This window comes from Rhizobium leguminosarum bv. viciae USDA 2370, from assembly GCF_002008365.1.
GTDB classification, from domain to species: Bacteria; Pseudomonadota; Alphaproteobacteria; order Rhizobiales; family Rhizobiaceae; genus Rhizobium; species Rhizobium leguminosarum.
Genome location: NZ_MRDL01000007.1, coordinates 222,322 through 245,651 on the forward strand (window position 1 = coordinate 222,322; position 23,330 = coordinate 245,651).

General features: G+C 60.3%; 29 protein-coding genes. 20 read left to right on the plus strand and 9 right to left on the minus strand.

Translation table 11 applies throughout. The annotated features are described in order from the left end of the window. Positions 1 to 13 precede the first annotated feature (13 nt). The 9 genes from BS629_RS03975 to BS629_RS04015 all read left to right on the plus strand — a co-directional run bounded on the left by BS629_RS03975 (position 14) and on the right by BS629_RS04015 (position 7,927). Positions 14 to 910, plus strand: coding sequence for a LysR family transcriptional regulator (locus BS629_RS03975; RefSeq protein WP_018245116.1), 897 nt, complete (start codon positions 14 to 16; stop codon positions 908 to 910). Between the two features lie 188 nt (positions 911 to 1,098). Further along, complete coding sequence (locus tag BS629_RS03980; protein WP_018245117.1) at positions 1,099 to 2,268, plus strand: aldo/keto reductase; 1,170 nt, start codon at positions 1,099 to 1,101, stop codon at positions 2,266 to 2,268. Between the two features lie 214 nt (positions 2,269 to 2,482). Then, positions 2,483 to 3,001 (plus strand): cytochrome P460 family protein, encoded by a 519-nt coding sequence (locus BS629_RS03985; RefSeq protein WP_018245118.1) that lies wholly within the window; start codon positions 2,483 to 2,485, stop codon positions 2,999 to 3,001. Further along, entirely contained in the window at positions 2,998 to 3,714 is a 717-nt protein-coding gene (locus BS629_RS03990; protein WP_018245119.1) for a DUF4405 domain-containing protein, read from the plus strand. Before BS629_RS03985 ends, BS629_RS03990 begins: the two co-directional genes overlap by 4 nt. Positions 3,715 to 3,806: 92 nt before the next feature. Further along, positions 3,807 to 4,646 (plus strand): SDR family NAD(P)-dependent oxidoreductase, encoded by an 840-nt coding sequence (locus BS629_RS03995; protein ID WP_018245120.1) that lies wholly within the window; start codon positions 3,807 to 3,809, stop codon positions 4,644 to 4,646. Positions 4,647 to 4,681: 35 nt separating this feature from the next. Further along, entirely contained in the window at positions 4,682 to 5,059 is a 378-nt protein-coding gene (locus tag BS629_RS04000; protein ID WP_018245121.1) for a DUF1330 domain-containing protein, read from the plus strand. 96 nt (positions 5,060 to 5,155) lie between these two features. After that, positions 5,156 to 6,226 (plus strand): alpha/beta hydrolase family protein, encoded by a 1,071-nt coding sequence (locus BS629_RS04005; RefSeq protein ID WP_018245122.1) that lies wholly within the window; start codon positions 5,156 to 5,158, stop codon positions 6,224 to 6,226. A gap of 232 nt (positions 6,227 to 6,458) precedes the next feature. After that, on the plus strand, positions 6,459 to 7,295 hold the full coding sequence (locus BS629_RS04010; RefSeq protein WP_018245123.1) for an SDR family NAD(P)-dependent oxidoreductase: 837 nt from the start codon (positions 6,459 to 6,461) through the stop codon (positions 7,293 to 7,295). A gap of 215 nt (positions 7,296 to 7,510) precedes the next feature. Next, positions 7,511 to 7,927, plus strand: coding sequence for an ester cyclase (locus BS629_RS04015; protein WP_018245124.1), 417 nt, complete (start codon positions 7,511 to 7,513; stop codon positions 7,925 to 7,927). A 122-nt stretch (positions 7,928 to 8,049) separates the two neighbouring features. Here the strand turns inward: BS629_RS04015 and BS629_RS04020 are convergent, their stop codons facing one another. Further along, the gene (locus tag BS629_RS04020; protein WP_018245125.1) at positions 8,050 to 8,625 is read right to left on the minus strand and encodes a peroxidase-related enzyme; all 576 of its coding nucleotides are present in this window, start codon (positions 8,623 to 8,625) and stop codon (positions 8,050 to 8,052) included. Further along, a complete protein-coding gene (locus BS629_RS04025; RefSeq protein WP_018245126.1) occupies positions 8,622 to 9,104 on the minus strand; it encodes a CMD domain-containing protein in 483 nt (160 codons plus the stop codon). Before BS629_RS04025 ends, BS629_RS04020 begins: the two co-directional genes overlap by 4 nt. A gap of 161 nt (positions 9,105 to 9,265) precedes the next feature. Here BS629_RS04025 and BS629_RS04030 point away from each other — a divergent pair, with 161 nt between their 5' ends. The 6 genes from BS629_RS04030 to BS629_RS04055 are packed head-to-tail and all read left to right on the plus strand — an operon-like array spanning position 9,266 to position 14,800. After that, positions 9,266 to 10,264 carry a LysR family transcriptional regulator gene (locus tag BS629_RS04030; protein ID WP_018245127.1) on the plus strand — a complete coding sequence of 333 codons (999 nt, stop codon included), beginning with the start codon at positions 9,266 to 9,268 and terminating at the stop codon, positions 10,262 to 10,264. Beyond that, positions 10,261 to 11,751, plus strand: a complete 1,491-nt coding sequence (locus tag BS629_RS04035; protein ID WP_018245128.1) for an NAD(P)-binding domain-containing protein — start codon at positions 10,261 to 10,263, stop codon at positions 11,749 to 11,751. Before BS629_RS04030 ends, BS629_RS04035 begins: the two co-directional genes overlap by 4 nt. Then, the gene (locus BS629_RS04040) at positions 11,744 to 12,484 is read left to right on the plus strand and encodes an amino acid ABC transporter ATP-binding protein (RefSeq protein ID WP_011650774.1); all 741 of its coding nucleotides are present in this window, start codon (positions 11,744 to 11,746) and stop codon (positions 12,482 to 12,484) included. Before BS629_RS04035 ends, BS629_RS04040 begins: the two co-directional genes overlap by 8 nt. Positions 12,485 to 12,500: 16 nt before the next feature. Beyond that, positions 12,501 to 13,325 (plus strand): amino acid ABC transporter substrate-binding protein, encoded by an 825-nt coding sequence (locus BS629_RS04045; protein WP_018245129.1) that lies wholly within the window; start codon positions 12,501 to 12,503, stop codon positions 13,323 to 13,325. A gap of 55 nt (positions 13,326 to 13,380) precedes the next feature. Beyond that, positions 13,381 to 14,088 (plus strand): amino acid ABC transporter permease, encoded by a 708-nt coding sequence (locus BS629_RS04050; protein ID WP_018245130.1) that lies wholly within the window; start codon positions 13,381 to 13,383, stop codon positions 14,086 to 14,088. A gap of 19 nt (positions 14,089 to 14,107) precedes the next feature. After that, entirely contained in the window at positions 14,108 to 14,800 is a 693-nt protein-coding gene (locus BS629_RS04055; RefSeq protein WP_018245131.1) for an amino acid ABC transporter permease, read from the plus strand. Positions 14,801 to 15,019: 219 nt separating this feature from the next. On the opposite strand, the gene BS629_RS04060 is transcribed toward BS629_RS04055, so the two are convergent. After that, positions 15,020 to 15,541, minus strand: a complete 522-nt coding sequence (locus BS629_RS04060; protein WP_018245132.1) for a hypothetical protein — start codon at positions 15,539 to 15,541, stop codon at positions 15,020 to 15,022. A 650-nt stretch (positions 15,542 to 16,191) separates the two neighbouring features. Between BS629_RS04060 and BS629_RS40200 the strand changes: the two genes are divergently transcribed. From BS629_RS40200 to BS629_RS04080, 4 genes are read left to right on the plus strand one after another with little or no spacing between them, the layout of a single operon-like run. Beyond that, complete coding sequence (locus tag BS629_RS40200) at positions 16,192 to 16,320, plus strand: hypothetical protein (RefSeq protein ID WP_018245133.1); 129 nt, start codon at positions 16,192 to 16,194, stop codon at positions 16,318 to 16,320. Beyond that, on the plus strand, positions 16,317 to 17,066 hold the full coding sequence (locus BS629_RS04070) for a metal ABC transporter ATP-binding protein (protein ID WP_018245134.1): 750 nt from the start codon (positions 16,317 to 16,319) through the stop codon (positions 17,064 to 17,066). The genes BS629_RS40200 and BS629_RS04070 overlap by 4 nt, the downstream gene beginning before the upstream one ends. Continuing rightward, the gene (locus BS629_RS04075; RefSeq protein WP_018245135.1) at positions 17,063 to 17,935 is read left to right on the plus strand and encodes a metal ABC transporter permease; all 873 of its coding nucleotides are present in this window, start codon (positions 17,063 to 17,065) and stop codon (positions 17,933 to 17,935) included. Before BS629_RS04070 ends, BS629_RS04075 begins: the two co-directional genes overlap by 4 nt. A gap of 16 nt (positions 17,936 to 17,951) precedes the next feature. Beyond that, positions 17,952 to 18,851: a metal ABC transporter substrate-binding protein gene (locus BS629_RS04080; protein WP_018245136.1), complete on the plus strand. Its 900-nt coding sequence runs from the start codon at positions 17,952 to 17,954 to the stop codon at positions 18,849 to 18,851. Positions 18,852 to 18,887: 36 nt separating this feature from the next. Here BS629_RS04080 and BS629_RS04085 read toward each other — a convergent pair whose 3' ends face one another. The 3 genes from BS629_RS04085 to BS629_RS04095 form a co-directional block, all read right to left on the minus strand. After that, positions 18,888 to 19,196 carry a Dabb family protein gene (locus BS629_RS04085; RefSeq protein ID WP_018245137.1) on the minus strand — a complete coding sequence of 103 codons (309 nt, stop codon included), beginning with the start codon at positions 19,194 to 19,196 and terminating at the stop codon, positions 18,888 to 18,890. Positions 19,197 to 19,304: 108 nt separating this feature from the next. Next, positions 19,305 to 19,730 carry a hypothetical protein gene (locus tag BS629_RS04090; protein WP_018449254.1) on the minus strand — a complete coding sequence of 142 codons (426 nt, stop codon included), beginning with the start codon at positions 19,728 to 19,730 and terminating at the stop codon, positions 19,305 to 19,307. Positions 19,731 to 19,872: 142 nt separating this feature from the next. Beyond that, positions 19,873 to 20,316, minus strand: a complete 444-nt coding sequence (locus BS629_RS04095) for a RidA family protein (RefSeq protein WP_050566337.1) — start codon at positions 20,314 to 20,316, stop codon at positions 19,873 to 19,875. A gap of 231 nt (positions 20,317 to 20,547) precedes the next feature. On the opposite strand from BS629_RS04095, the gene BS629_RS04100 reads away from it, so the two are divergent. Next, positions 20,548 to 21,246, plus strand: coding sequence for a TetR/AcrR family transcriptional regulator (locus BS629_RS04100; protein WP_018245140.1), 699 nt, complete (start codon positions 20,548 to 20,550; stop codon positions 21,244 to 21,246). 76 nt (positions 21,247 to 21,322) lie between these two features. Here BS629_RS04100 and BS629_RS04105 read toward each other — a convergent pair whose 3' ends face one another. The 3 genes from BS629_RS04105 to BS629_RS04120 form a co-directional block, all read right to left on the minus strand. Beyond that, positions 21,323 to 21,673 (minus strand): DUF2200 domain-containing protein, encoded by a 351-nt coding sequence (locus BS629_RS04105; RefSeq protein ID WP_018245141.1) that lies wholly within the window; start codon positions 21,671 to 21,673, stop codon positions 21,323 to 21,325. 207 nt (positions 21,674 to 21,880) lie between these two features. After that, positions 21,881 to 22,777, minus strand: coding sequence for an MBL fold metallo-hydrolase (locus tag BS629_RS04115; protein WP_018245142.1), 897 nt, complete (start codon positions 22,775 to 22,777; stop codon positions 21,881 to 21,883). A gap of 60 nt (positions 22,778 to 22,837) precedes the next feature. Continuing rightward, a complete protein-coding gene (locus BS629_RS04120) occupies positions 22,838 to 23,326 on the minus strand; it encodes a GlcG/HbpS family heme-binding protein (protein WP_018245143.1) in 489 nt (162 codons plus the stop codon). Between the last annotated feature and the right edge of the window lie 4 nt (positions 23,327 to 23,330).

Here is a 23,330-nt window from a genome sequence, read left to right on the forward strand (position 1 = left end):
ATGGGGTTTATGAATGAGAAAAGGTGATTTCAGCGAGCTGGCGGCATTCATCACCGTCGTGGAGGAGGGAAGTTTCACGCGCGCGGCCGCAAAGCTTGGCCTCTCTCAGTCCGCACTCAGCTATGCTGTTCGAATGCTCGAGCGACGTCTGGATGTGCGGTTGATTTCACGGACGACCCGCAGCCTTTCGACGACAGAGGCGGGAGAACGGCTGTTTCACAGCCTGCGTCCCGCATTTGATCACATCGACAGCGAGATTGCCGCGCTCACCGCCCTTCGCGATAAGCCTGCAGGCACGATTCGCATCACCACCTTTCGCCATGCCGCCCGAATGGTGCTCTGGCCCGCATTGCTGAAACTCGCGCCCGAGTATCCGGACATCATCGTTGAGATCAATGTCGACGAAGGGCTCACGGACATTGTCGCTGGCCGATTTGACGCGGGCATAAGGCTCGGCGAACAGGTCGAGAAGGACATGGTCTCGGTGCGGGTGAGCCCCGAGGTTCGAATGGCGGTTGTCGGATCGCCCTCTTATTTTGCCAACCGTAAGCGCCCGGAAACGCCACGTGACCTGAACAGTCACGCTTGCGTAAGCTATCGGCAGAGCAGGGGAGGCGGTCTCTATGCCTGGGAATTCGAGCGCGACGGCATCGAGCTGGAGGCGCGCGTCAGCGGATCGCTTATTCTTAATGACAATGAGATGCTCGAAAACGCGGCCCTTGATGGACTGGGGCTTGTTTATGTCTTCGAAAGTCAGGTTTCTCACCATGTGGCCGAGGGACGTTTGATCCGAGTTCTGGAAGACTGGTGTCCGCAATTCCCGGGCTATCACCTCTACTATCCAAGCCGGCGGCAACACACCCCGGCCTTCTCCCTCCTGGTCGAGGCACTCCGTTACCGGGGACCGTAACGGCATTCATCAATCCCATTTCTAACCCCATGCAGAAAATGGGGCCTAATCGCTGGTGCTGCGCTGCTTATCTCACCTCACGAGGACGGGCGCAAAATCACTGTGCCGGCGAGGTGATCGAGATCGCCACGGCTCGTCCCTCCTTCGATGAAAAGACGGCTCTGCCGCTAAAGTTCAGGAGACGACCTATGGACAAAAACAAGCCAAATGCGGGTTCCAATGCCAACGAACATCCGGGCGTTGCTCGCCGCGACTTCTTGATCAACTCGGCGCTCGCCGGGGCAATGTTGACCGTCGCATCGCCGGCCTGGGCCGCTTCGTCGGATCAGCCCCAGGTAACCAAAAGCACTCCCCAGGCAGGACAAGCCCAGATGAAAACCCGGAAGCTCGGAACACTGGAAGTCTCGGAAATGGGAGCTGGATGCATGAGCATCAGCGCCAATTATGGACCGGCCGCCTCGACTGCCCAAGGCATCGACACCATCCGCGCCGCCCACGAAAAGGGCGTTACATTTTTTGATACCGCCGAAGTCTATGGGCCGTATACGAGCGAAGAGCTTGTCGGAGAAGCGTTGGCACCGATACGCGATCAGGTGAAAATCGCCACCAAGTTCGGCTTTGCAATTGACGGCACTGCTGGGCTGAACAGTCGTCCGGAACGGATCAAGCAGGTGGCGGAGGCTTCGCTCAAACGCCTGAAGACCGATCGCATCGATCTCTTCTATCAGCATCGCGTCGACCCCAATGTACCGATCGAAGATGTGGCTGGTGCTATCAAGGAGTTGATCCAGGAAGGCAAGGTTCTGCACTTCGGTCTCTCGGAGCCGAGCGCCGGGACAATTCGCCGGGCACATGCCATCCAGCCTGTGACGGCGGTCCAGACCGAATACTCCGTGATGGAAAGGAGCCCGGAACGCAATGGCGTTCTCGCAGCATGTGAGGAGCTTGGCATCGGCTTCGTCCCGTGGGGTCCCATGGGAATGGGTTATCTCACAGGCAAAATCGACGCGAGCACACGGTTCGACCCGAAGACCGATCTGCGCTCGACATTCGACCGCTTCAGCCCTGAAAACCTGGCAGCCAATATGCCGTTCGTCGCGTTGTTGAAGCAACTCGCCGAAAAGAAAGGGGCAACACCCTCTCAGATTGCCCTGGCGTGGCTGCTGGCGCAGAAGCCGTTCATCGTTCCCATCCCAGGCACGCGCAATATCGATCATCTGAATGAGAACCTGGGTGCGCTTCGGGTCGAGTTGACACCTGACGACCTCCGCGAGTTCGGGACTGCCCTCGCGGCGCTGACCGTGCATGGCGGACGCATGAACGAAATGCAAATGGGTCTGGTTGACCAAACAACCTAAAGCGCGTCGCGATCTTTCCGACCTCCAGGCGCCGCGCGTTTTTCAGACGCGCGACGCTGCAGCACTTTGAATTGCTGCAGCAATTTGGCGGATTAAGAAGCCCGCTTTCTAAGCCCATGCAAATACCGCCGCCTAATCTGATCGGCTTCGCCGGACTACGGTGTCGTCGATTGTCCGTGTCAAATCCCGCTCCGGTAAACCAAGGGAATCCTCTATGGCTGACGCCAGATCCAAAAAATCCAATCAACCATTCGCCGCAATCCAACGTCTTGTCGTGACCGTGGCCGCTATCGTCTTCAGCGTCTTCGGCCCATTCAGCTCTTCGGCAATGGCGCAGGCAACCGGAAACCGAGCAACCTTCCCAAAGAATTTCGATGAGTATGTCCACTATGCGACCTACGACCGTGGCTCTTCCAGGGAGGAGGCGTTTGCAACGCGCGAAACTCTGGAGATCGCGAAGTCCGGCCGACCGCTGCCGCCCGGCACGCAATTGGTCCTGGGCATCTGGGCTGACTACAAACTCACCGGCTATTTCGTCATGGAGAAAGGTGTGGACTGGGGTCTCAGCGTCCCGGAGGAGCAGCGCACCGGAGACTGGCATTTTCAGCAGTTCGATACCAACATGCAGGTCAGTCGGACCGCGTTCGCCGAGCGATGCCAATCGTGCCACGGGTCTCAGGCAGATAACGACTTCATGTTCACGACCGACAGAATGCGGGCTTACGTCCCTTGAAGCCGCTGTTTCTCTTGCGGTTGATCCTCGATGTCTTGGCGGCCGGCTTGTTGCTGGCCGCTCTGGCTTACAACTGGCTCGGCAATGCGGCACATGAGATAATCGGCATGGGGATGTTCCTGCTGCTGATCAGCCACAACATTTTCAACCGCCGTTGGTACGGCATGATCACGAAGGGCTGGCGCGAACCGCGCGGTATCGTCACCAGGGTGATCAATCTCTCGCTGCTGATCACCATGCTGACCTTGCTGGCAACCAGCATAATCATCTCACAGACTGTCTTTGGCTTCCTGTCTTTGACCGGCACCTTCACCTTGCGCCAGATCCACGCGTCGGCGGCATATCTGGCGCTGCTCATGGCTTCCATTCACCTGGGTCTGCACTGGTCGATGATCATCGGCGTGGTGAGCAGCAGGTTCGGCATGACGGCCGAGGGCAGACTGCGGACGCTTGTTTTGCGTGTGGTCGCCATCACCATCGCCGTCTATGGCGTTCAGGGCTTGCTCACGATCGATGTCGGATCGAAATTGTTCATGCAAATGAGCTTCGACTTTTGGGATTTCCAGACTGCGGCGTCGGCCTTTTTCCTGCATCACATGGCGATCATTGGGCTTTTCGTGTTTCTCGCCCACTATGGCCTTAAGCTGATCAGGGGCCGAAAGCGCCGGACGCGTACTCTCGGCCATAAAGCAGTTAAACGCGGGTCTATTTAGAAACCCGCTTTCTAGCTTCATGCAAATTATGCATTCTAATCAAATAGACCGAGCGCATCTATCTTCCTGTCTGTCGAAACAGGGAGTTAAGCGTGAGCAAAGTTTGGTTCATCACAGGCGTGAGCAGCGGCATCGGCGCCGGGGTCGCCAGAGCGGCATTGAAGGCTGGCGACAAGGTCGTTGCCACCTCCAGAAATCTCGACAAGGCCCGTGATGCCTTGCGCGACGTTGCTGGTGACGATCTTGCGTTCATCAAGTTGGACGTGACCAGCGAAGTACAGGTCAATGCTGCTGCAGAAGACGCCGCCGCGCGGTTCGGACGCATCGACGTCGCGGTGAACAATGCTGGCTATTGCCTGCTCGGCAACTTCGAAGAGCAGAGCCTTCCCCAGATCGAAGCCCAGTTTGCCACTAATTTCTATGGCGTTGTGCATGTCGTGCGCGCCGTGCTTCCGGTCATGCGCAAGCAGCGGTCGGGTCACATCATCAACATCGGCGCCGCAGCCGGCGTCATCGGCCTGAAACACTGCGGTGCCTATTCCGCCACCAAGTTCGCGATCGAGGGTCTGGCGTTTTCCGTCGGGATCGAGGTCGAGCCATTCGGCGTCAAGTTCACGACCGTCGAACCTGGAGCCTTCCGCACGGATCTGCTGGACAGCCAGAATGTTCGTTACGTTCCCAGAAGCGGCATCGAAGACTATGCCGGCGATGCAACATCCGAGGTCACCTGGTCGAGCTTCCATGGCGTGCAACCTGGCGATCCCGACAAGCTCGGCACGGCCGTTGTCACCGTCGCCGCCATGGAAAATCCGCCGAAGATATTCGTCGCCGGAACGGATGCGATCGCCATGATCGCGCCCGGCATAGAAAGCCGTCTCAGCGACATGCGAACCCATGACGAACTGTCCAGATCGACGGACGGATCACTCTGATCATCCTCAACTCAAAAACCAAAGGACCCGACACAATGAAGAAGATCGCTTTCGGAGTGGCTGCCGCCATCGCCTTGACCCTCACCACGACCGCCTTTGCCCAGGATTCGCAGGCCCCCGGCTACATGATTGCGAATTATACGATCAAGGATCAGGCCGGCTACAACAAATACATGGAAGAGGCCGGTCCGCTCGCTCCGAAATTCGGCGGCAAGATCATCGTGTTCAATCTGAATGCGACGGCGGTGGAAGGCGAACCGAAAAAGGTCATGGCCATCGCCGAGTTCCCAAGCGTGGCTGACGCGCAGCGCTTCTACAATTCTCCGCAGTACACGGCCGCGCGGAAATTTCGCGTCGCGTCGACCGAAGGCTCGGTGATCATCACCGAAGGCTTCGTTCCTCCCAAGCAGTGAACGCGGACGGTGGCAGAGGGTGCCGACACCCCTATCCGGTGCCCTCTGCCTCGATTGTCCCGATAACGCAACGTCTCAAGCAAACAGGAGCCTGATATGGCCAAGCAAACTGATACGATCGTTTCACAGGAAGGTGCTTTCAACAGCCGCCGCCAACTTCTGAAAGCCAGTGCGGCGCTCGCGACGCTGCCTCTCATGGCAGCGGCCGCGACCAGCGCACAGGCCGCAGATACCAAGGCGGCCATGGCTGCGACAGCGCCGGATGCAAACTCCGAAGCGTTCATCAACGGCATGGCCGACCTGATGGCGCATTCGACGCGCACACCGGTTCTGCGGTGGCCGAACGAATACGGCATGGACTATGAGGAAATCTTCTTCCCGGCGATGGACGGCATCACGATCGAGGGCTGGTTCATTCCAGCCGCCGGCTCCGACAAGTTGCTCATCATGAACCACCCGATGCCCTGCAATCGCTACGGCTATCCGGGGCATCTGGCGCCCTGGCAGGACTTTGGCGGCTTCGAGGTGAACTTCCTGCCGGAATACAAGATCCTGCATGACGCAGGTTACAACATCATCACCTATGACATGCGCAACCATGGCCGCAGCGGCACCGGAAGCGGTGGCATCAATGCCCATGGTACCCTGGAATATCGTGACGTGATCGGATCGCTGCGTTACGCCAAATCGCGGCCCGACACCAAGGACATGAAGACGGCCCTCTACAGCCGTTGCCTGGGCGCCAACTCTACCATCGTCGGCATGCACAAGCACCCGGAAGAGTTCACCCACATCAAGGCGATGATTGCATTGCAGCCGGTAACGCCTGCCGTCTTTGTCCAGACAGCGATGGAAAATCAAAAAATCGCCAACGGTGTCGAGCTGTTTGATGCCGCCTACTTCAAGCGGACCGGCTATCATCTCTCCGACGTCTGGCCGATGGAATATGCCAAGTCGGTGACGGTTCCGACATTGGTCGCGCAGGTCCGCGACGACTTCTTGACCAAGCCGTCTAATGTTCAGGAGATCTACGACACGATTTCCTCAAAGGATAAGAAGCTTTTCTGGATAGAAGGCACGGACCAGCGTTTCCAAGGCTACAATTATTTCGCGAAGAACCCGCAACTGGTGCTGGACTGGTTCGCCACTCACATCAACGTCGCCTAAACGCAGACGTCTTCACCTTTAAACAGGATCCCGTCTTTGGGGACGGGATGGTTCAATCCTCCTTCACAAGGAGGATTGAACACCAGTGGGGTTTAATTGGGCGCGGGACGTCAGCATGTCCGTTCTCCCGGCGCATTCATAAATCTCATTTCTAAGTTCATGCCGATAATACCATCTAATCGTGCCTCGCTAGGCGATCTATCCTCCGGTTCATCAGGAAGAGGAGTGAGATATGAGCAAGGTTTGGTTTATCACGGGTGCAGGCAGCGGTATCGGTGCTGCCAGTGCCAAAGCGGCCCTGAGGGCAGGCGACCGCGTCGTCGCGACCGGCCGCAACCTCGACAAGGTACGCAATGCCCTGAGCGACGTCGCAGGCGACCGCCTTCTATTCGTCCAGCTGGACGTCGCCAATGAGGAACAGGCCAGAACTGCGGTAGACGAAGCTGTGAAGGCGTTCGGTCGCATCGACGTTCTGCTCAACAATGCGGGCTACAGCCTGCTCGGCAACTTCGAAGAGTTGAGCACCGCCGAAATCGAAGGGCTGATGTCGACCAATTTCTACGGGGTCATGTATGCGATGCGCGCGGTTCTTCCGGTCATGCGCAAGCAGCGGTCGGGCCGGATCATCAATATCAGTTCGCTTGCCGGGATCGTCGGCTTCAAGCACTGCGGGGCATACAGCGCCTCGAAATTCGCGGTCGAAGGCCTCTCGCAGGCGGTTGCTCAGGAAGTCGAACAATTCGGCATCAAGATCACCGCCGTCGCACCTGGCTTCTTCCGGACAGATCTGCTCGACGCCCAGAATGCGAAGTACGCCGCCAGCACCATCGAGGACTACGCCGCCGAAGGCAGCGCTGAAGACATGTGGTCAGGCTACAACGGCAAACAGGGTGGTGATCCCGCAAAGCTGGCCGACGTCCTTGTCAAGTTCGTCGGCATGGAAAATCCGCCAAAGCAATTTCTGGCTGGAAGCGATGCTCTTGCGGCCTACCAGCCGACCCTCGAAGGACAGCTCGACGCGCTGCGCGCATACGAGCAATTGTCCAAGTCGACAGATGGTTCCTTCTGAGGATAAGAGTGGGGTGGCCGTGGCAAAGAACCATGACGACACTCCGAAAAGACGCGGCGCTATCGTGAGTTGGTCTCGTGGGTCCCGCTTTTCATGCCCCGCCGATTTCCCCAGAGCGCCGCATGAAATTCACCGCCGCCGTTTCGACAAGCCGAAACTCATCGTCGATCGATCGCAACCATCCAGCTTGAAACAGTGCTTGAAGGAGAACAGGAATGGCAATGGAACGCAACAAAATGGCAATGCGCCGGTTTGTCGAGTTTATAAATACAGCTAGCGAACAACTCGCCGCGGAGTTGATTGCTCCGGAGGCGATTTTCCATGTCCCTGGGCGGCAAGAGCCTCTGCGCGGCCCGGATGGTTACCTCGAGATCATTGGAATGATGCGAGGCGGCTTTCCCGACATCCAATGGACTTTGGAAGAAATCATCGCTGAAGACGATAAGATAGCCGCACGCTTCACAATGCGCGGCACGCACCACGGTCCGTTCCTTGGCGTTGAGCCGACAGGTAAGTCGATCACGGTCCAGGCCGTGAACTTTTACCGCCTCGCTGATGGAAAATTTGTCGAAGAGCGTGGTCAACCCGACTTGCTGAGCTTGTTGCAACAAATCGGCGCGGTTGCGGGTTAGTGCGGGGCTGAAGCTCTGAGCGCTCATTCCGGACAGATGAAGGGCGGCCATTCGGTCGCCCTTTTCGCTTGTGTGATCGGCTCGCTCTCGGGTCGCCGGTTGCAGCACGATTGCGACGCGCTTTAGTCCTTCATCGGCTCGCCGAGCGTATGCATCAGGCGGTTCGCCCAGCCGAAGATGGCCGATGAGAGGACGAGATCGAGAGCCTCCAACTCGTCGAGCCCGACATCTGCCAGCGACTGCGCGTCGGCCACGACCGCCTCGGGCGGTGTGGTAGACAGTCGGGCTGAAAAGTCGAAGATTGCCTGGAGGTGCTCGTCGAGCGTCGCCTCGAGACCATCGGCGAATACGGCTTCGATGACATCAGTGCGTTTTGTCAGATTGTTGAATCGGGATGCATGGACGGCGGCGCAGTAGACGCAGCGGTTGACGACGGAGGCGGCGACCGCGCCCAATTCGCGCTCGCTCCCCGCCAGTCCGTCCTTGCCGTACATGATCAGGTTGAACAGCGGCGAGCGGACCGCGAGCGTCTCGGGATCATGCGCCAGGGTCAGCACATAGGGCGAGATGCCCTTGTTCGATGGCGTCGTCTGCATCGCTGCATGCTGCTCGTCGGTGGCGGTCGCGAAATCGACCGGAATGACATAGGGCTGCCAGCGCGGCACCGTGGTGGTGAAGGTGTGGACGACCTCGCTCATCGCATTTCTCCCAGCAGCTTCAGGCCGGCGAGAACCCGCACCTGGTAATTGACGAAAGCCGCAAGCTCCGCGAGCCGGACGATGTCAGCGTCGGTGACGCCGACCTGACGCAATGCCTCGACATGGGCGCGCGTGGCATCGCGCGGCGCGAGCGTCAGCCGGTCGGCATGACGAACGATCTCCGCAGTCCGCGGGTCCGTCACCTTCGTGTCCGGCTCGGCGAGCAAGGCTGTCGCCGCTTCGCCGGCGCGGGCAACGAGCGTGTCGTAGTGGCTTGCGAGCGCCGGGCTGCGGTTGTGGCGCGCCATGCGGGCGGCAAGCGCGGCCCTCAGGCCGTGCGACAGTCCGCCGGGATCGCGGGGCAGAAGCACGGCGTCGTGGGCCGCTTCACTGAGGCGCAGGATTTCCGCGCGTTTCCCCATGGCTTCCGCGAGGGCTGAACCCGGGCTCACAGAGGCAAGAGTTTCGATGAGTGTCAAAACAAGCTCCTCAAGACGTCAAAGGACATAAGCCCTAGGTAGGCCTGACGCCTCATTATGTCAAACTGGAATGATAACGAGCATTCGATGTGAATTTTTTATCTACTGCCAGTCGTCAAATGAGAATTGTCATGCTTTACTGACATGAAGGAGAGTGTTTGATGTCCATTATGCATTCTAACTCTTTCGATATAAGGCAACTTGAAGCCTTCGCAGCGGTGATGTCCGCCGGCAGCGTGACCGGGGCGGCAAGGCTGCTGGGACGATCGCAGCCGGCGGTCACGCGGCTGATTCAGGATCTGGAAGCCGATATCGGCTATGCGCTGCTGCATCGAAGCGGCCCGCGCATCAGCCCGACCGCGCGCGGTCTGCAATTTCATGCCGAAGTGGAACGCCATCTTGCCAGCCTTGCCCATATCCGCGAGCGGGCGAACGCCATCGGTCTCGATGAACCGCCGTCGCTGACGATCGCGGCCACGCCTTCACTTGCGGCCGGCGTTCTGCCCCAGGCGATCGCAGCCGTCGCGCCGGACCTCATACCGCGTCATCTCCATGTGCAGGCGCTGGCGGCAGAGAACGTCGTGCAGGCGGTGCTCGCCCGCTCGGCGGACTTCGGCATATCAAGCCTGCCGCTGGAACATCCCGGCCTCGACGTGCACTGGATTGCCGAAGCGCCCTGTGTCGTTGCGCTCGCCGCCAACGACCCACTCGCCAGCAATGACGTGGTGCGTCTTTCCGATCTCGCCGAGCGCCGCATCATCACGCTCGCCAATCCCTATCGCCTTCGGCACCGCATCGACGAGGCTTTGGAACGGGCAGGCGTCGCGCTGCAACAGATGATCGACGTCAACGCCTCGCTGACGGCCCTCACCATGGTTCGGGCCGGACTGGGAGCGGCCATCGTCGAGCCGGCAACCGTCTGCGGCGTTCCGCTCGAGGGGATCGTGATGCGCGTCCTTGACCACACCATCCCCTTCCTGTTCGGCGCCATCTCGCCGGCCGCGATGCCGCTGACCCCGACGGTCGCCGCCGTCATCGATGCGGCGCGCGCGGTGGCCCTGGCGATGCCCGGGTGCCGGCTGCATGACGCAGGCGGCGTTGAAGCCTTGGCCGACACCGTCTATGGCGGTAGCCCGATGACCGAGGAGGTGCCGTCATGAGCGACCTCTCGGCGTTTCCGAACAGTCTCGAAGCGCTCGAGGCACGCCTGCGGCAGGACCTCGCCTGGCTGGAGCTGCCGGCCAAGTCCTGGGTTCCGCCCCGCGTCGTCGATGGCCAAGGGGTGGTCGACGTCGTGATCATCGGTGCGGGCATGGCCGGGCTCGTCGCCTCCGCCATGCTGAAGCGGCTCGGCGTCGCCAACCACGTCGTTCTCGACAAGGCGCCTGCCGGAAGCGAGGGGCCATGGGTCACCTTCGCCAGGATGCGAACCCTACGCTCTCCCAAGCAACTGACCGGGCCGGCGATGGGCCTGCCGGCGCTGACCTTCCGCGCCTATTACGAGGCGCTGCACGGCCGCGATGCCTGGGTCGCGCTCGACAGGGCGCCGCGTCAGACATGGATGGATTACCTGGTCTGGTACCGGCGTGTGCTTGACCTGCCGGTGCGCAATGGGGTCGCCGTCGAGGCCATTCGTCCGCGCGCCGACGGCCTGCTCGATGTCGTCTGCCGTCACGATGGCCGGACCGAAACGAAGATCGCGCGCCATGTGGTGCTGGCGACGGGCCGCGACGGCCTGGGCGGCCCCTTCGTGCCGCCGATCGCCGATGACGTCGATCGCAAGTTCTGGGCTCACACCGCCGACGAAATCGATTTCGCCGCATTGCGCGGCAAACGGGTTGGCGTCGTCGGCGCCGGGGCCTCGGCGATGGACAACGCCGCCACCGCGCTCGAGGCAGGCGCCGCCCGGCTTGACCTGTTCGTGCGCAGGGCCGACCTGCCACGGATCAACAAATTCACCGGCATCGGCAGCCAGGGCGTGGTGCACGGCTTCGCCGGTCTGCCGGATGACTGGAAGTGGCGGTTTCTCGACTACGCCATGCGCTCGCAGACGCCGCCGCCGCGTCCGAGCGTCTTGCGTGTCAGCGCATTCCCGCAGGCCCATCTCCATCTCGCAAGCCCGATCAACCGGCTGCAACGGGAAGGCGATCATATCGTCGTGACGACGCCGAAAGGCAGCTATCCCGTCGATTTCCTGATCTTCGGCACCGGCTTCAAGGTCGACCTGACGAACCGGCCGGAACTTGGCCCCGTCGCATCGCATATCCGTCTGTGGCGCGACCGCTTTCCCGTGCCCGCCGACATGCGAAACGACGAGCTTGAAACCTCGCCGGACCTCGGCGACGCGTTCGAGTTCCTCGAGGTTGAGCCGGGCGCCTGCCCGGCGCTGGCCCGCATCCACTGCTTCAATTTCCCCGCCACGCTCAGCCACGGCAAGCTCACGGGCGACATTCCCGCAATCAGCGAAGGCGCCGACCGGCTTGCCCGCGGCATCGTCAGGGCGTTGTTCGTCGCCGACCGCGAGCGTCATTTCGCCGATCTCCAGGCGTTCGACACGCCCGAATTGCTCGGAGACGAGTGGGCCGACGACGAGACCACGACGCTTTCCGACCTCTCTGTCGAAAGGACACCGACCCGAAATGCTTGAGCTCAAAGATCTAAAGCTGTCCTACGGCAACACCCAGGTCCTGAACGGTGTCGATCTCTCGGTGAACCGCGGCGACGTGGTGTCGATCATCGGCCCCAGCGGCACCGGCAAGACAACATTGCTGAAGTGCATCAACTATCTGGCCAAGCCGGCCTCCGGCACGATCGCCTTCGATCAGGTCAGGATGGACTACCGGAAGCCGGACAGCACCGCGGTCCAGGCGATCCGGCTGCGGACGGCGATGGTCTTCCAGCAGTTCAACGTCTTCAAGAACATGACCGTCATTCAGAACGTGATGGATCCGCTCGTCGTCGTGCAGCGCAAGTCGAAGGACGAGGCGCGTTCGATCGCTTTGCAGGAGCTTGAGCGGGTGGGCCTTTCGAACAAGATCGACAGCTACCCGTCCCAGCTTTCCGGCGGCCAGCTGCAGCGAACCGGCATTGCGCGTGCGCTGGCCGTCAAGCCTGATGTCATGCTCTTCGACGAACCGACGTCGTCGCTCGACCCCGAACTCGTCGGCGAGGTTTTGAAGGTGATCAGGGACGTCACGTCATCAGGCATCACCTCGCTCCTCGTCACCCACGAGATGCAGTTCGCAAAGAACATCTCGAACCGCATCGTCTTCATGGATCGGGGCGTCGTCGCCGCTCAAGGCAGCCCTGCCGAGATCTTCGACACGCCCTCCAACCCGCGCCTTGCCCAGTTCCTGAATTCCGAACACTCCATCCAGTAAAGAAAGGATGCCTGACATGTCTTCCATCAAGTCGACTTCCCGCCGCACCTTCGGCCTCGCTGTCGCCGGCGTTGCCTTTGCCCTCGCAACCGCGGGCCTATCCCATGCCGAGGACGTGCGCACCATCAAGATCGCCACGGCTGCCGAATCCAAGCCGCTCTCGTGGGGTGCCATCGGCGTCGAGCCGCAGGGTTACGAACCCGATGTCCTGAAGGCGATCAACGCCAAGCTGCCCCAGTACAAATTCGTGATGGAGGGTGCTGCCGACATCGCTCAGGAGACCGGCCTTGCGACCGGCAAGTACGACATCGCGACCGGCGGCTACTACCGGGCGCCCGCTCGCGAAAAGCAGTTCCTCATTCCCGAGAGCCCGATCGGCGCCAGCCTGATCAAGATCTACAGCCGCAAGGATAGCGGCATCAACGAGATGAAGGATCTGGTCGGCAAGAAGATCGTGCCGGTGACGGCCGGCGGCGGCATCTACAAATTCGCCACCGCCTGGCAGGAAAAGAATCCCGACTTCAAGATCGAGATCACCGCCTCCAGCGCCGGCATTCCCTATCCGGATCGCCTGAAAGAGGTCGAGAACGGCAAATACGACGCGCTGGTTTTGCCGTCGAACCTTGGCGAGCAGACGGTCATCGACCAGCAGAAGCTCAACGTCAAGGCAAGCGAGCCGGTCGCGATCAACAACACATTCGTGCTGATCCATCGCTCCGAGGAGAACAAGGCGCTCTCCGCAGACATCGACAAGGCTCTGAAGGAGCTCAAGGCCGACGGCACGCTCGCCAAACTCTCGCAGAAATGGTTCGGCGAGGACATTACCACCTACATGAAGTAACGCCCAAGGCAGGGCCGACGATCAAGGCTGAATTTGAAACAAGGAGTGTTCCCAAGTGGACCTTTCCATCATGATCCCCGAGCTGCTCAAGGCATTGCCGCTGACGCTTGCGATCACGTTCACGGCCATGATCGCCGGCTTCCTGCTGGCCCTGATTGCGACGACGTTCCGGGTACGCAGGATACCGGTTCTCAGCCAGCTGGCCGACCTCTACGTGTCCTATGCCCGGAGCGTCCCCGTCGTGCTGCAACTGTTCGTCGCCTTCTACGGACTGCCGCTGGTCGTCGCTCTGTTCGAGGTCGAGGACTTCGTGTCCCCGAATGTCGCGGCGATCGTCGGCCTCAGCCTCTACCATGGAGGCTATCTTTCCGAGGTTCTGCGGCCAGCCTACCTCGCCGTAGAACGCGGTCAGCACGACGCCGCCGACAGTCTCGGATACACCTTCCTTCAGAAGATCCTTCGTGTCGTCGGACCCCAGGCGGTGCACATCGCCCTGCCAGGCTACGGCAACTCGATCATCTACCTCATCCACAACGTCGCACTCGTGATGTACATCGGCGCCGCGGATGTCATGGCGACCGCCCATCTCGTCATGGAGCGCGACTACAATCAGTACCAGTTCGAGACCTACCTTGTGCTGGCGGTGATCTATTCGCTGCTATGCCTCGTGGCATGGATGGTCGTGCGCTTTTTCGAAACGCGAAACGCAAAGTTTGCGCCCAATACCGCACCGGCCAAGGCCACCATGATGGCAAGCGTCTGATCGAATAGGAGGTCATCACATGTTCGATTCCGAAGTCCTTCTGCCCGATCTCTGGGACATCCTGGGCGCGGTCCCGGTGACGCTCGCCATGGCGCTTGGCATCTTTGTCTTTTCTACGATCGTCGGCAGCCTTTTTGCGATGGTGGAATACCGGCGGGTCCCGCTGCTTCGGGAACTGGTCGTCGCCTACAAGGTCGTCTTCAAGGGCGTTCCGATGGTGATCGTGATCTTCCTTGCCTATTACGGCTTGCCGCCGACGCTGCAGTTCCTGACCTCGCTCGTCGGCATCGATTACAACGGCCACTCGACGCCGAACTGGATCACGCTCATCGTCGCCCTGACCGCCTGCGTCGCAGCCTTCCAGGCGGAAGTCGTGAAGGGCGCCCTCAACTCCTTCGACAACGGTCAGGCCGATGCGGCCTACTCCCTGGGCTACAAGCGCAGCCAGGTGTTCCGCCGGGTGATGCTGCCGCAGGTCATCGTCGCGGCCATCCCCGATCTTGCCAACTCTATCATGGTGATCATGAAGGCACTGTCGCTGGGATTTGCCATCGAGGTCGTCGACATCTTCGCGCAGTCACAGCTGACCGCGGCGCTGAACTTCTACTATCTCGAAGCCTTCCTGATCGCCGTCGTCATCTACATGGTGATCGCCTATCTCGTCACATATGCCGCCGACCGGATGGAACGGGCGCTGAGGGTATGGGCCTAGGGTAGTTTGCCCTTCCTCGAGCACGATGCAGGGGTCAGGATACACTCGTTTCGGCCTATAGCGGCCAGAGGCTTGGGCTTTGGTTGAAGGGCGGCATAGGCCGATCTCCGCCAAATGTCAGAGACCGCCCCGAATGCGGAGATCGGACGCGTCGCAACAATGTCGCCTTCATCGCGAGTTTCGCGAATGGAAAGTATTATGGGACACAGTTACATTTCGTCACTTTAGGAATGATGGACCGAGGGTTTCATGGGCATCCCATTCCTCGTTCAGCGCCTGGAGCGTCTCTGTTGGAAATCCCTGCTGCCGATCCTTTTGAAACGAAGGTTCAAGCAAGAAGCGACCAACTTTCCACAGTTCCGCCATGAGCAGCCCGAGCAGTTGCTTGCGTTTAACCCGGATTGAGATGATGGTTTTCTCATCGCCAGTGAGCTCATAGGCCCCATGACACAGCGGGAACTCTTGGATCATAAGCAGCATCGTATGTTGTTGCCGAGCGTCCGGGGTCACTGACAGGGCATGGCCGCCGGGTTCATCATAGAGCGCAATGGACACGACCTCGTTGGCTAAGACGCCACGGCACAGTTTCAGAAGCTCTGATGCTGGATCCGAGAACACGTCACTGATGCGGCACCTCACTATTCCGCCATTGCAAGAGATGAGAAGATCGCTCCAACCGTGTCGATCGAGCGTGAAGCAGAAACCCAGAGCATCGCAAACGTCAGGAGGCGATCTGGTCAACTTTTCATTTCCCTTTGCGTAACGCTGGTTGGCTAATTGAAGGCGGGATGGGCCGGTGCGAGTTTGGATGGCCAGGCCGCAAAATCTTAGTTCGGGATGGCAGCAAAGCTGTCAGGACCTGAAACCCAATGAAGTTGGCCCAAGAAGGTCCTAAGCCTTTGAACAGCTCGTTCTGGCGTTTCCGTCCGCGTCCATTGCCGGCGTTCCACATGCGTGTCGATATAGCGAAACTCTATCAGGCCCGATGATTGCGCTGAAATCCGAAGGTAGGGCACCGAGGGAGGGGCATGGTCGGTTTGTTGGACGCATAGATCAGCCATCGATGTCCATCCGAACAGCGCACTCCGAAGCGAACTTCGAGCGATGAAATCGGCAAGTTGCTCAATGCCCTGCAAGGCAGACGAGAATTTTTCGTCTTCCGAATGTCCTCGCACGTTGCGAATATGGTCAACAAGTAGGGGCCATGGCCTGATCATGTGTCAAGTCTGGCCCGGCAGCACATGGCTGTCAAATGGGTGCACGCACGCGATCATCTCATGTCGAATGCTGCCCGTATTTAGCTTAGCGATGAATCTGGGATTGGCCTTCGCCTCAATCTCGCCGCAATCGTTATAACATAACCGTAATGTTATTACATTGTAGGATGCGCCATGCCCCCGAGCCCCGATCGCCCCTCCGTCAGCCTGCTGGGACAGTCGGCTTTATCCAGGATGATCGGCATGGCGCTGGTCCTTGCCGTGCTCTGGCTGGCGATCCACTGGGCGGTTCTCTTGCCATGACGCCGCTGATCCGTCTGGAGAATTTGACCGTCGCCTATAACAGGCACCCCGCCGTCCATCATGTCTCCGGCGCCTTCGCCTCGGGCAGCCTGACGGCGATCGCCGGGCCGAACGGGGCGGGCAAGTCGACGCTTTTGAAGGCGATCATGGGCGAGCTTCGCCCCGCCGAAGGCAGGGTCGAGCACCGGCTGGGGCGGGCGGAATTCGGTTACCTCCCGCAGGCGGCCGAGATCGACCGCCGCTTTCCGATCTCGGTCATCGACACCGTCATGCTCGGCGCCTGGAAGAAGACGGGAGCCTTCGGCCGCATCGCGCCCGCCGAGATGAAAAGGGCAGGCGAGGCGCTGTCGGCAGTCGGCCTCGAAGGTTTCGGCCGGCGCCATGTCGGGTCGCTGTCGGCCGGCCAGTTCCAGCGCGTGCTCTTTGCCCGCCTGCTGCTGCAGGATGCCGGCATCATCCTGCTCGACGAGCCGTTTACGGCAATCGATGCCCGCACGACCAGGGACCTCATCGATATCGTCACCCGCTGGCACGGCGAGGGCCGCACCGTGATTGCCGTGCTGCACGATTTCGAGCTCGTCTGCGCCCATTTCCCGCAAACCCTGCTGCTTGCCCGCGAACTGGTCGGCTGGGGTGCGACTGCAGACGTCATGTCCTCCGTCAATCTCCTGAAGGCGCGAGCCATGGCCGAGCGCTGGGACGAGGATGCGAATGCCTGCGCACCTGAAGAGGCGCCGGCGGCATGACGGCCTACGATCTCTTCCTGGCGCCCTTTGCCGATTACGGTTTCATGCGCCGCGCGCTCGTCGCCTGCCTCTGCCTCGGGCTCGGCTCCGGACCGATCGGCGTCTTCCTGATGCTGCGGCGCATGAGCCTGATGGGCGACGCCATGAGCCATGCCGTGCTGCCGGGGGCTGCCATCGGTTACCTCGTCGCCGGCTCGCTGTCGCTGACGGCTATGGGCCTCGGCGGCCTCATCGCCGGCCTGTCGGTGGCGCTGCTTTCCGGCGCCGTCAGCCGGATGACCGTGCTGCAGGAAGATGCAAGCTTTGCCAGCTTCTATCTCGCCTCGCTGGCGCTCGGCGTGCTGATTGTCTCGCTACGCGGCTCGAATATCGATCTCCTGCATGTGCTCTTCGGCACCATCCTGGCGATCGATGCGCCCGCCCTTTATCTGATCGGCGCGATCACCTCGATGACCCTCGTCATCCTCGCCTTCATCTACCGGCCGCTGGTGGCGGAATGCTTCGATCCGGGGTTCCTGCGCGCCGTCGGCGGGCGTGGGCCGGCCTATCACGTGCTCTTCCTGCTGCTCGTGGTGCTGAACCTCGTCGCCAGCTTCCAGGCGCTCGGCACGCTGATGGCGGTCGGCCTGATGATGCTGCCGGCAGCCGTCGCCCAGCTCTGGTCGCGCAGCCTGCCGGTGATGATGGCGATATCAGCCGCAAGTGCCGCCGCATCCGGTTATCTCGGCCTGATCGCCTCCTACCATCTCGAGCTCGCCTCCGGCCCGACGATCATCATGACGGCGGCGATCCTCTACGGCCTTTCTATTCTTTTCGCGCCCTCCGGCCTGGCCCGGCGCTTCTTTCCCCGCCCGCATTTGAAGGGCTGATCCCAAGGAGACTTCGATGACATCGCACAGACTGCTTCTCTCCGCAGCAATCCCCGCTTTGATGGCGCTGTCGGCCATGCCCGCCTCCGCCGAAACGCTGAAGGTTGTGGCGTCCTTCACCGTGCTTGCCGATGTTGTGAAACAGGTCGGCGGCGAGCACGTCAAGGTGACGAGCCTCGTCGGGCCGAACGGCGATCCCCACGAATTCGAGCCGTCGCCGGCCGATGCGAAGAATTTGAACGCGGCGCAGGTTACCTTCGTCAGCGGCGAGGGGCTGGAGGGCTGGATGGACCGGCTGATCACCGCCTCGGGCTATAAGGGCAAGCCGGTCACCGTTTCCGAAGGCATCAACACCCGCACCATGGAAGAGGACGGCGAAAAAATCACCGATCCGCATGTCTGGAACAGCCCCGTCAACGTCAAGGTCTGGGTCGCCAATATCGAAAAGGCGCTGTCATCGGCCGATCCCACCGACGCCGCCGCCTTCAAGGCCAATGCCGAGAAGTACACAAAGACGTTGGATGAATTGAACGCCTACGCCCACGCGAAATTCGACAAGGTGGCCGAGGATCGCCGTAAGGTGCTGACCAGCCACGATGCCTTCGGTTATTTCGGCCGCGAATATAATGTCAGCTTCCTCGCCCCGCTTGGTCTGTCCACCGAAAGCGAGGCCTCGGCCGCCGACGTCGCCAAGCTGATCGAGCAGATCAAGGGCGAGCATGTGAAAGCCTATTTCTTCGAGAATTCCAACGATCCGCGCCTGGTCAAGCAGGTCGCCAAGGCAACCGGTGCCGAGCCCGGCGGCGAGCTCTATGTCGAATCCCTGTCCGACGCCAAGGGGCCGGCGCCGACCTATGAGAAAATGTTCAAATACAATGTCGACCAGCTCGCCGCCGCCATGGCGAAATCGAGCTGAGGATCGAGAGGGCTGCGGGGTTTGACCCCGCAGTCTTTACAAATTGAGGTCGAAGACCAGGATGCCGGCAAGGCCTCCATCCGTCGACGAGACGATGCGCTCGCCAACAGCCACATGTTCGGGATGGATGAGATAAGCGTCGCGGGCCTCGGCGCTTTCAAAGGTCACGGCAAACCCGTCGACGAAGCCGCCATGCAGTCCCTCGGGCGAAACATTCGGCCCGTATTTGATGTCCAATATGCCGGGAATGACCTGTTTCAGGGCGACGATTGCCGCAAACAGCGACTGCTTGTCGTCGGTCGTCACCGCGGTTTTCAGCCGCAGGAATACGCAGTGCAGGATCATCCGTGGTCCTCCCGATTTTCTTTGAGAGGACAATAGCGGCGAAAGCCGGGAGAGCAATGAGATTTATTTTCACGCAGGCGTTGCGCCGCGAGCCGGCACCCCAACCGATTACATCTGGTCGGTCTTAGCCAGAGGCCGCTTGTAGATCTTCTGGACGAGATCGCTCGCCAGCGCGCGGGCTTCGTCTTTCTCAGCCGCCGTCATCGGCCGGCAGGTGATCCTGGTGTTCGAACTGTCAAGCACTGTTGTAGTACCGGAATTGGCGATGACGAGATGCCAGCTGCAGGAGGCGACCTTGTCGATGGCGACGGCACCATGGCAACCTGTGGACAGGCAGAAGGCAACGGTCGCCTGCGCCCCGTGATCGCCTTTATACGCCAGCTCGACGGCTTTCTTAATATCTGTGACCCATCGCTCGCATTGCGCCTGTTTTGCCCCCGGCTGGCAGCTCTTGGTAACGGGAGTGACGTCGCCGGCCTGAAGCGGCGATACGCAAAAAACACCCATCGAGAGGGCGAGCAGAAACTTGAGCATGGGATTTTCCTTGTACAAGGAATGAGTGGCGCACATCGCAGGCGATTGGTCAATGGCCACCCACAAAAGCGCAGGTGGCACGCCAAGCAGATGTTGGCGCGCCACCGGGAAAATCCGAAATTGTGTAGATCCGGCGCCGCCGCTATTCCAGAACGACGGTGGCTTCGACCTCGAAGAGCATGGGATCGATGGCCAGCTTGGGAACGGGAATCAACGTCTGCGCCGGCAGCGACGCGCCGAACATGTCCTTGACGTTCTTGGTCAGCACCTCGAGCTTGGACATATCGTGATCGACCACGAAGACCGTGAGCTTGGCGACCTGATCCGGCCTGGCGCCGAGCGCATCGAGGGCGGTGCGCAAATTCGCATAGGCCTGCTTCACCTGGACGGCGAAATCGGGCGACAAGGCTCCCGTGCTGTCCTGGCCGCCCTGTCCGGAGATGTAGGCCAGCCGGCCTTGGCGGGGCACGATCACCGCCGTGCTGTAGCCATTCGGCGAGGGGTCGTAGAGGTTTTTTGGATTGACGATATCAAGCTTGAGATCGTCCTCATTGGCTGGCGCCGCAGTGGGAACGCTGATGGTCATGATGATGAGTCCTCCGATAATGAGATGTTTGATTGACACGATTTTCTCTCGGCTTCTCAGGACTGCGAGCAACGGATCCTCGCGGCCTGCAGGATGGAACTTTGTCGCTATAGAATTGACTCGTACGTGGTACGATTAAATTGCATCGTACGACGTACGAGTCAATCGGTCAGGATCGACATTCCCAGCATTGTCGGCTTAGATCGACATCTGATGAGTAAAGGGAGACGAATGGCAGCCAAACGCAGCGGCGCTGAGAGCAAAGGGTCCGGGCGGACAGGTGAGTCACCCCAGTCCGGGCAGGAGCCGCGCAATGAACCGCCTCTCTCGCTGGAACGGATCGTGGCGACCGCGGTGGAACTGCTGGACGCCGAGGGCATCGACGGATTGAAGATGCGTCGGCTGGCCGATCGCCTCGGCGCGGGCGCGATGAGTCTCTATTGGCACGTCGACAACAAGGAAAAGGTCTTCGATCTGGCGCTCGATTCGGTGCTCGAATATCGCGGCCCGCCTGAGGTCGATGCGTCCCGAGACTGGCGCGGCGACGTCGTTCATATGCTCGAAGACTGGCGCGCCAGCATGCTGCGCCATCCCTGGTCGGCATCGCTGCTGCCACGCCGGGCGCTCGGCCCGAACATCCTCGGCCGCCTGGAACTGCTGAGCAAGACCTTGTCCGGAGCCGGTGTCGCCGATGCTGATTTGAACGTCGCGATCTGGTCGCTCTGGAATTTTGTGATCGGCGCGACCACCACCCGGGCGAACTTCGACCTCTCGGACGACGACAGGACCGCCGCGCAACAGCGCCTGACAGGTCTCAGCCAAGACTACCCGACGATCGAGCGCTCTCGTCTGCTGCTGGACAATGATTGGGACGGCGCTTTCAGGAAGGGCCTCGACTTCCTGCTCGATGGCCTTGCCCCGCGACAATGAACATTCGTCATTCCTGGACGAGGCGGTGCCGGATTCTGCGCCCGTGCCTTGGGTGAGCTCATGCAAACCTGACTGGCTATTTCCGCAGGATTTTCTCCATCGCTTTCCCCTTGGCGAGTTCGTCGATCAATTTGTCCAGATAGCGGATTTCCCGCATCGTCGTTTCCTGGATATCTTCAACGCGGACGCCGCAGATCACGCCTGTAATCAACGATCGAGAGGGATTCATCCGAGGCGCTTGCGCAAAGAAATCCTCGAAGTTGGTCTTCTCCGCCAATTGATCGTCCAGGCTCTGCTGGCTATGCCCCGTCAGCCAAAAGATGATTTCATCGACCTCTGCCTTCGTGCGCCCCTTCTTCTCTGCCTTGGCGAGATAGTGGGGATAGACGCTGGCGACGCTGACTGAATAGATGCGATGCTTCGTCATGCGTGCTCCTCAACGTTCCGGATATTTTCCGGCTTGAGATAGCTGACTTCAAGACCTCAACAAGTGGCCGACAACGGTACCAGCGTAGGGGAAACCTTCGGCTTCCGTCCACGTCGCATCAGGTGCCAAGGCCGCAAGTAGATTGCGGCCATTGTCTTCCGATGAGCCCTCATAGGTGGCCCGGATGAAGATTAGCGCTCATGGCGATCAGCCCCACTTCATTTCGCCGGTCGCGACCTTGGAGCCAATATCGAGCGCAACACCCATGCCGAGGTTGGGGAAACGGCCTTCCATGGCGGCCTTCAGCGATGCGGAGTCCTTGGCCTTGGCCAGTTCTTCCTCGAAGGCCTTCAGGTAGGCGATGGTATGTTCCACACCCGCGAGGTCGGTCTTGGCGTCGGACGTCATGTGTCCGGCCACGACGACGGCCGGCTTGCGCGCCGCGAGCTTTTCGAGATTGGCAACCCAGGCGGCGCGCAGTTCCGCGCTGTTGGTATCTGCCGTCCAGACGTGGACGCCGTTGAAGATCATCACGCCGCCGAACACGGCATTCAGCGATGGAACGAAGAGGTAGCGACGATTGGCCATGCCTTCCGCATCGACAATCTCGATGGTCTCGCCATCAACAGTCAGCCTCTTTCCGTCAAAGGTTTCCGGCATGACGATGTCAGCCAGAGTCTGGGGACCGTTTTCCTTGAGCTGCGGCCCCCAGACGGCCAGCTTCTTTTCGACGCTCGCCTTGATCGCATCGACTGTCGCCGAGGCAGCGATCACCTTGGCATCGGGGAAAGCTACCTTGATCGGGCCGAGGCTGAAGTAATAGTCCGGATCGGACTGGCTGATGTAAATCGTGGTCAGCTTTTTGCCCGTCGCCTTGATGGCGTCGGCGAGCGCCTTTCCATCGGGCAGCGTGAAGCCGCCATCGATCAGCACAGCTTCGTTCGCGCTGGAAACCAGAACGGGCGCGCGGAAGAAGCCATTCTGCCCTGCAGGGAAATGCTTCCAAGTGAGGCTTCCTGCTGCGTGGCCGAGGCCTGCGGGTGCAAGTACGGCGGTCACGCCAGCGGCGAGAGTGGTTTTCATGATGGTTCTCCTGGTGAACATGGTCCTGGTGTCCTGTCTTGGTTCATTCATGCGTCATATCAATGTGGATCGGCGGTCGGGCTAGAGCGCCTTCGCGCCGGTATTGGCGATTGCGCCATCATCTGCGGGCATGCCGCCACTGACGCCGATCGCACCGATTACCTGGCCATCGGCGACGAGAGGCACTCCGCCTTCGACCGGAAAAGCTCCCGGCACGGCAAGCAGATTGCTCTGGTTGTTATGAAGGATCACATCCTCGATCGCCTTGGTCGGCGTCTTGATACCGTTTGCGGCCTTCGCCTTACCGAGCGCGGCGTCGATCGTGCCGATACCCGCCTGATTGGAGCGTTCGAGATAGACGAGGTTACTGCCGGAATCGACGATGGCGACCGTCATCTCAAAGCCTTTCTTGCGCATTTCCGCGAGGGCGGCCGCGGCGACCTGCTTGGCGCGCTCGATGCTGATCGGCGCGCCGTAGGGTGGCACACTCTGGGCGAAACCGGGCGTCGCCGATGCTGCCGCGAGCATGAAGACAGCCAGTGCTGTATAGGTCGTGCGCTTGATCATCATCGGG

Coding starts and splice junctions, on each gene's coding strand:
- BS629_RS04000 (WP_018245121.1), top strand. CDS start 4,682: ATGAAGAAGATCGCTTTCGGAGTGGCTGCCGCCATCGCCTTGACCCTC.
- BS629_RS04095 (WP_050566337.1), bottom strand. CDS start 20,316: ATGACCATCAGCGTTCCCACTGCGGCGCCAGCCAATGAGGACGATCTC.
- BS629_RS04055 (WP_018245131.1), top strand. CDS start 14,108: ATGTTCGATTCCGAAGTCCTTCTGCCCGATCTCTGGGACATCCTGGGC.
- BS629_RS04085 (WP_018245137.1), bottom strand. CDS start 19,196: ATGATCCTGCACTGCGTATTCCTGCGGCTGAAAACCGCGGTGACGACC.
- BS629_RS03980 (WP_018245117.1), top strand. CDS start 1,099: ATGGACAAAAACAAGCCAAATGCGGGTTCCAATGCCAACGAACATCCG.
- BS629_RS04075 (WP_018245135.1), top strand. CDS start 17,063: ATGACGGCCTACGATCTCTTCCTGGCGCCCTTTGCCGATTACGGTTTC.
- BS629_RS04015 (WP_018245124.1), top strand. CDS start 7,511: ATGGCAATGGAACGCAACAAAATGGCAATGCGCCGGTTTGTCGAGTTT.
- BS629_RS04105 (WP_018245141.1), bottom strand. CDS start 21,673: ATGACGAAGCATCGCATCTATTCAGTCAGCGTCGCCAGCGTCTATCCC.
- BS629_RS03985 (WP_018245118.1), top strand. CDS start 2,483: ATGGCTGACGCCAGATCCAAAAAATCCAATCAACCATTCGCCGCAATC.
- BS629_RS40200 (WP_018245133.1), top strand. CDS start 16,192: ATGCCCCCGAGCCCCGATCGCCCCTCCGTCAGCCTGCTGGGACAGTCG.
- BS629_RS04090 (WP_018449254.1), bottom strand. CDS start 19,730: ATGCTCAAGTTTCTGCTCGCCCTCTCGATGGGTGTTTTTTGCGTATCG.
- BS629_RS04005 (WP_018245122.1), top strand. CDS start 5,156: ATGGCCAAGCAAACTGATACGATCGTTTCACAGGAAGGTGCTTTCAAC.
- BS629_RS04080 (WP_018245136.1), top strand. CDS start 17,952: ATGACATCGCACAGACTGCTTCTCTCCGCAGCAATCCCCGCTTTGATG.
- BS629_RS04020 (WP_018245125.1), bottom strand. CDS start 8,625: ATGAGCGAGGTCGTCCACACCTTCACCACCACGGTGCCGCGCTGGCAG.
- BS629_RS04040 (WP_011650774.1), top strand. CDS start 11,744: ATGCTTGAGCTCAAAGATCTAAAGCTGTCCTACGGCAACACCCAGGTC.
- BS629_RS04010 (WP_018245123.1), top strand. CDS start 6,459: ATGAGCAAGGTTTGGTTTATCACGGGTGCAGGCAGCGGTATCGGTGCT.
- BS629_RS04035 (WP_018245128.1), top strand. CDS start 10,261: ATGAGCGACCTCTCGGCGTTTCCGAACAGTCTCGAAGCGCTCGAGGCA.
- BS629_RS04070 (WP_018245134.1), top strand. CDS start 16,317: ATGACGCCGCTGATCCGTCTGGAGAATTTGACCGTCGCCTATAACAGG.
- BS629_RS04030 (WP_018245127.1), top strand. CDS start 9,266: ATGTCCATTATGCATTCTAACTCTTTCGATATAAGGCAACTTGAAGCC.
- BS629_RS04115 (WP_018245142.1), bottom strand. CDS start 22,777: ATGTTCACCAGGAGAACCATCATGAAAACCACTCTCGCCGCTGGCGTG.
- BS629_RS04120 (WP_018245143.1), bottom strand. CDS start 23,326: ATGATGATCAAGCGCACGACCTATACAGCACTGGCTGTCTTCATGCTC.
- BS629_RS03975 (WP_018245116.1), top strand. CDS start 14: ATGAGAAAAGGTGATTTCAGCGAGCTGGCGGCATTCATCACCGTCGTG.
- BS629_RS04100 (WP_018245140.1), top strand. CDS start 20,548: ATGGCAGCCAAACGCAGCGGCGCTGAGAGCAAAGGGTCCGGGCGGACA.
- BS629_RS04045 (WP_018245129.1), top strand. CDS start 12,501: ATGTCTTCCATCAAGTCGACTTCCCGCCGCACCTTCGGCCTCGCTGTC.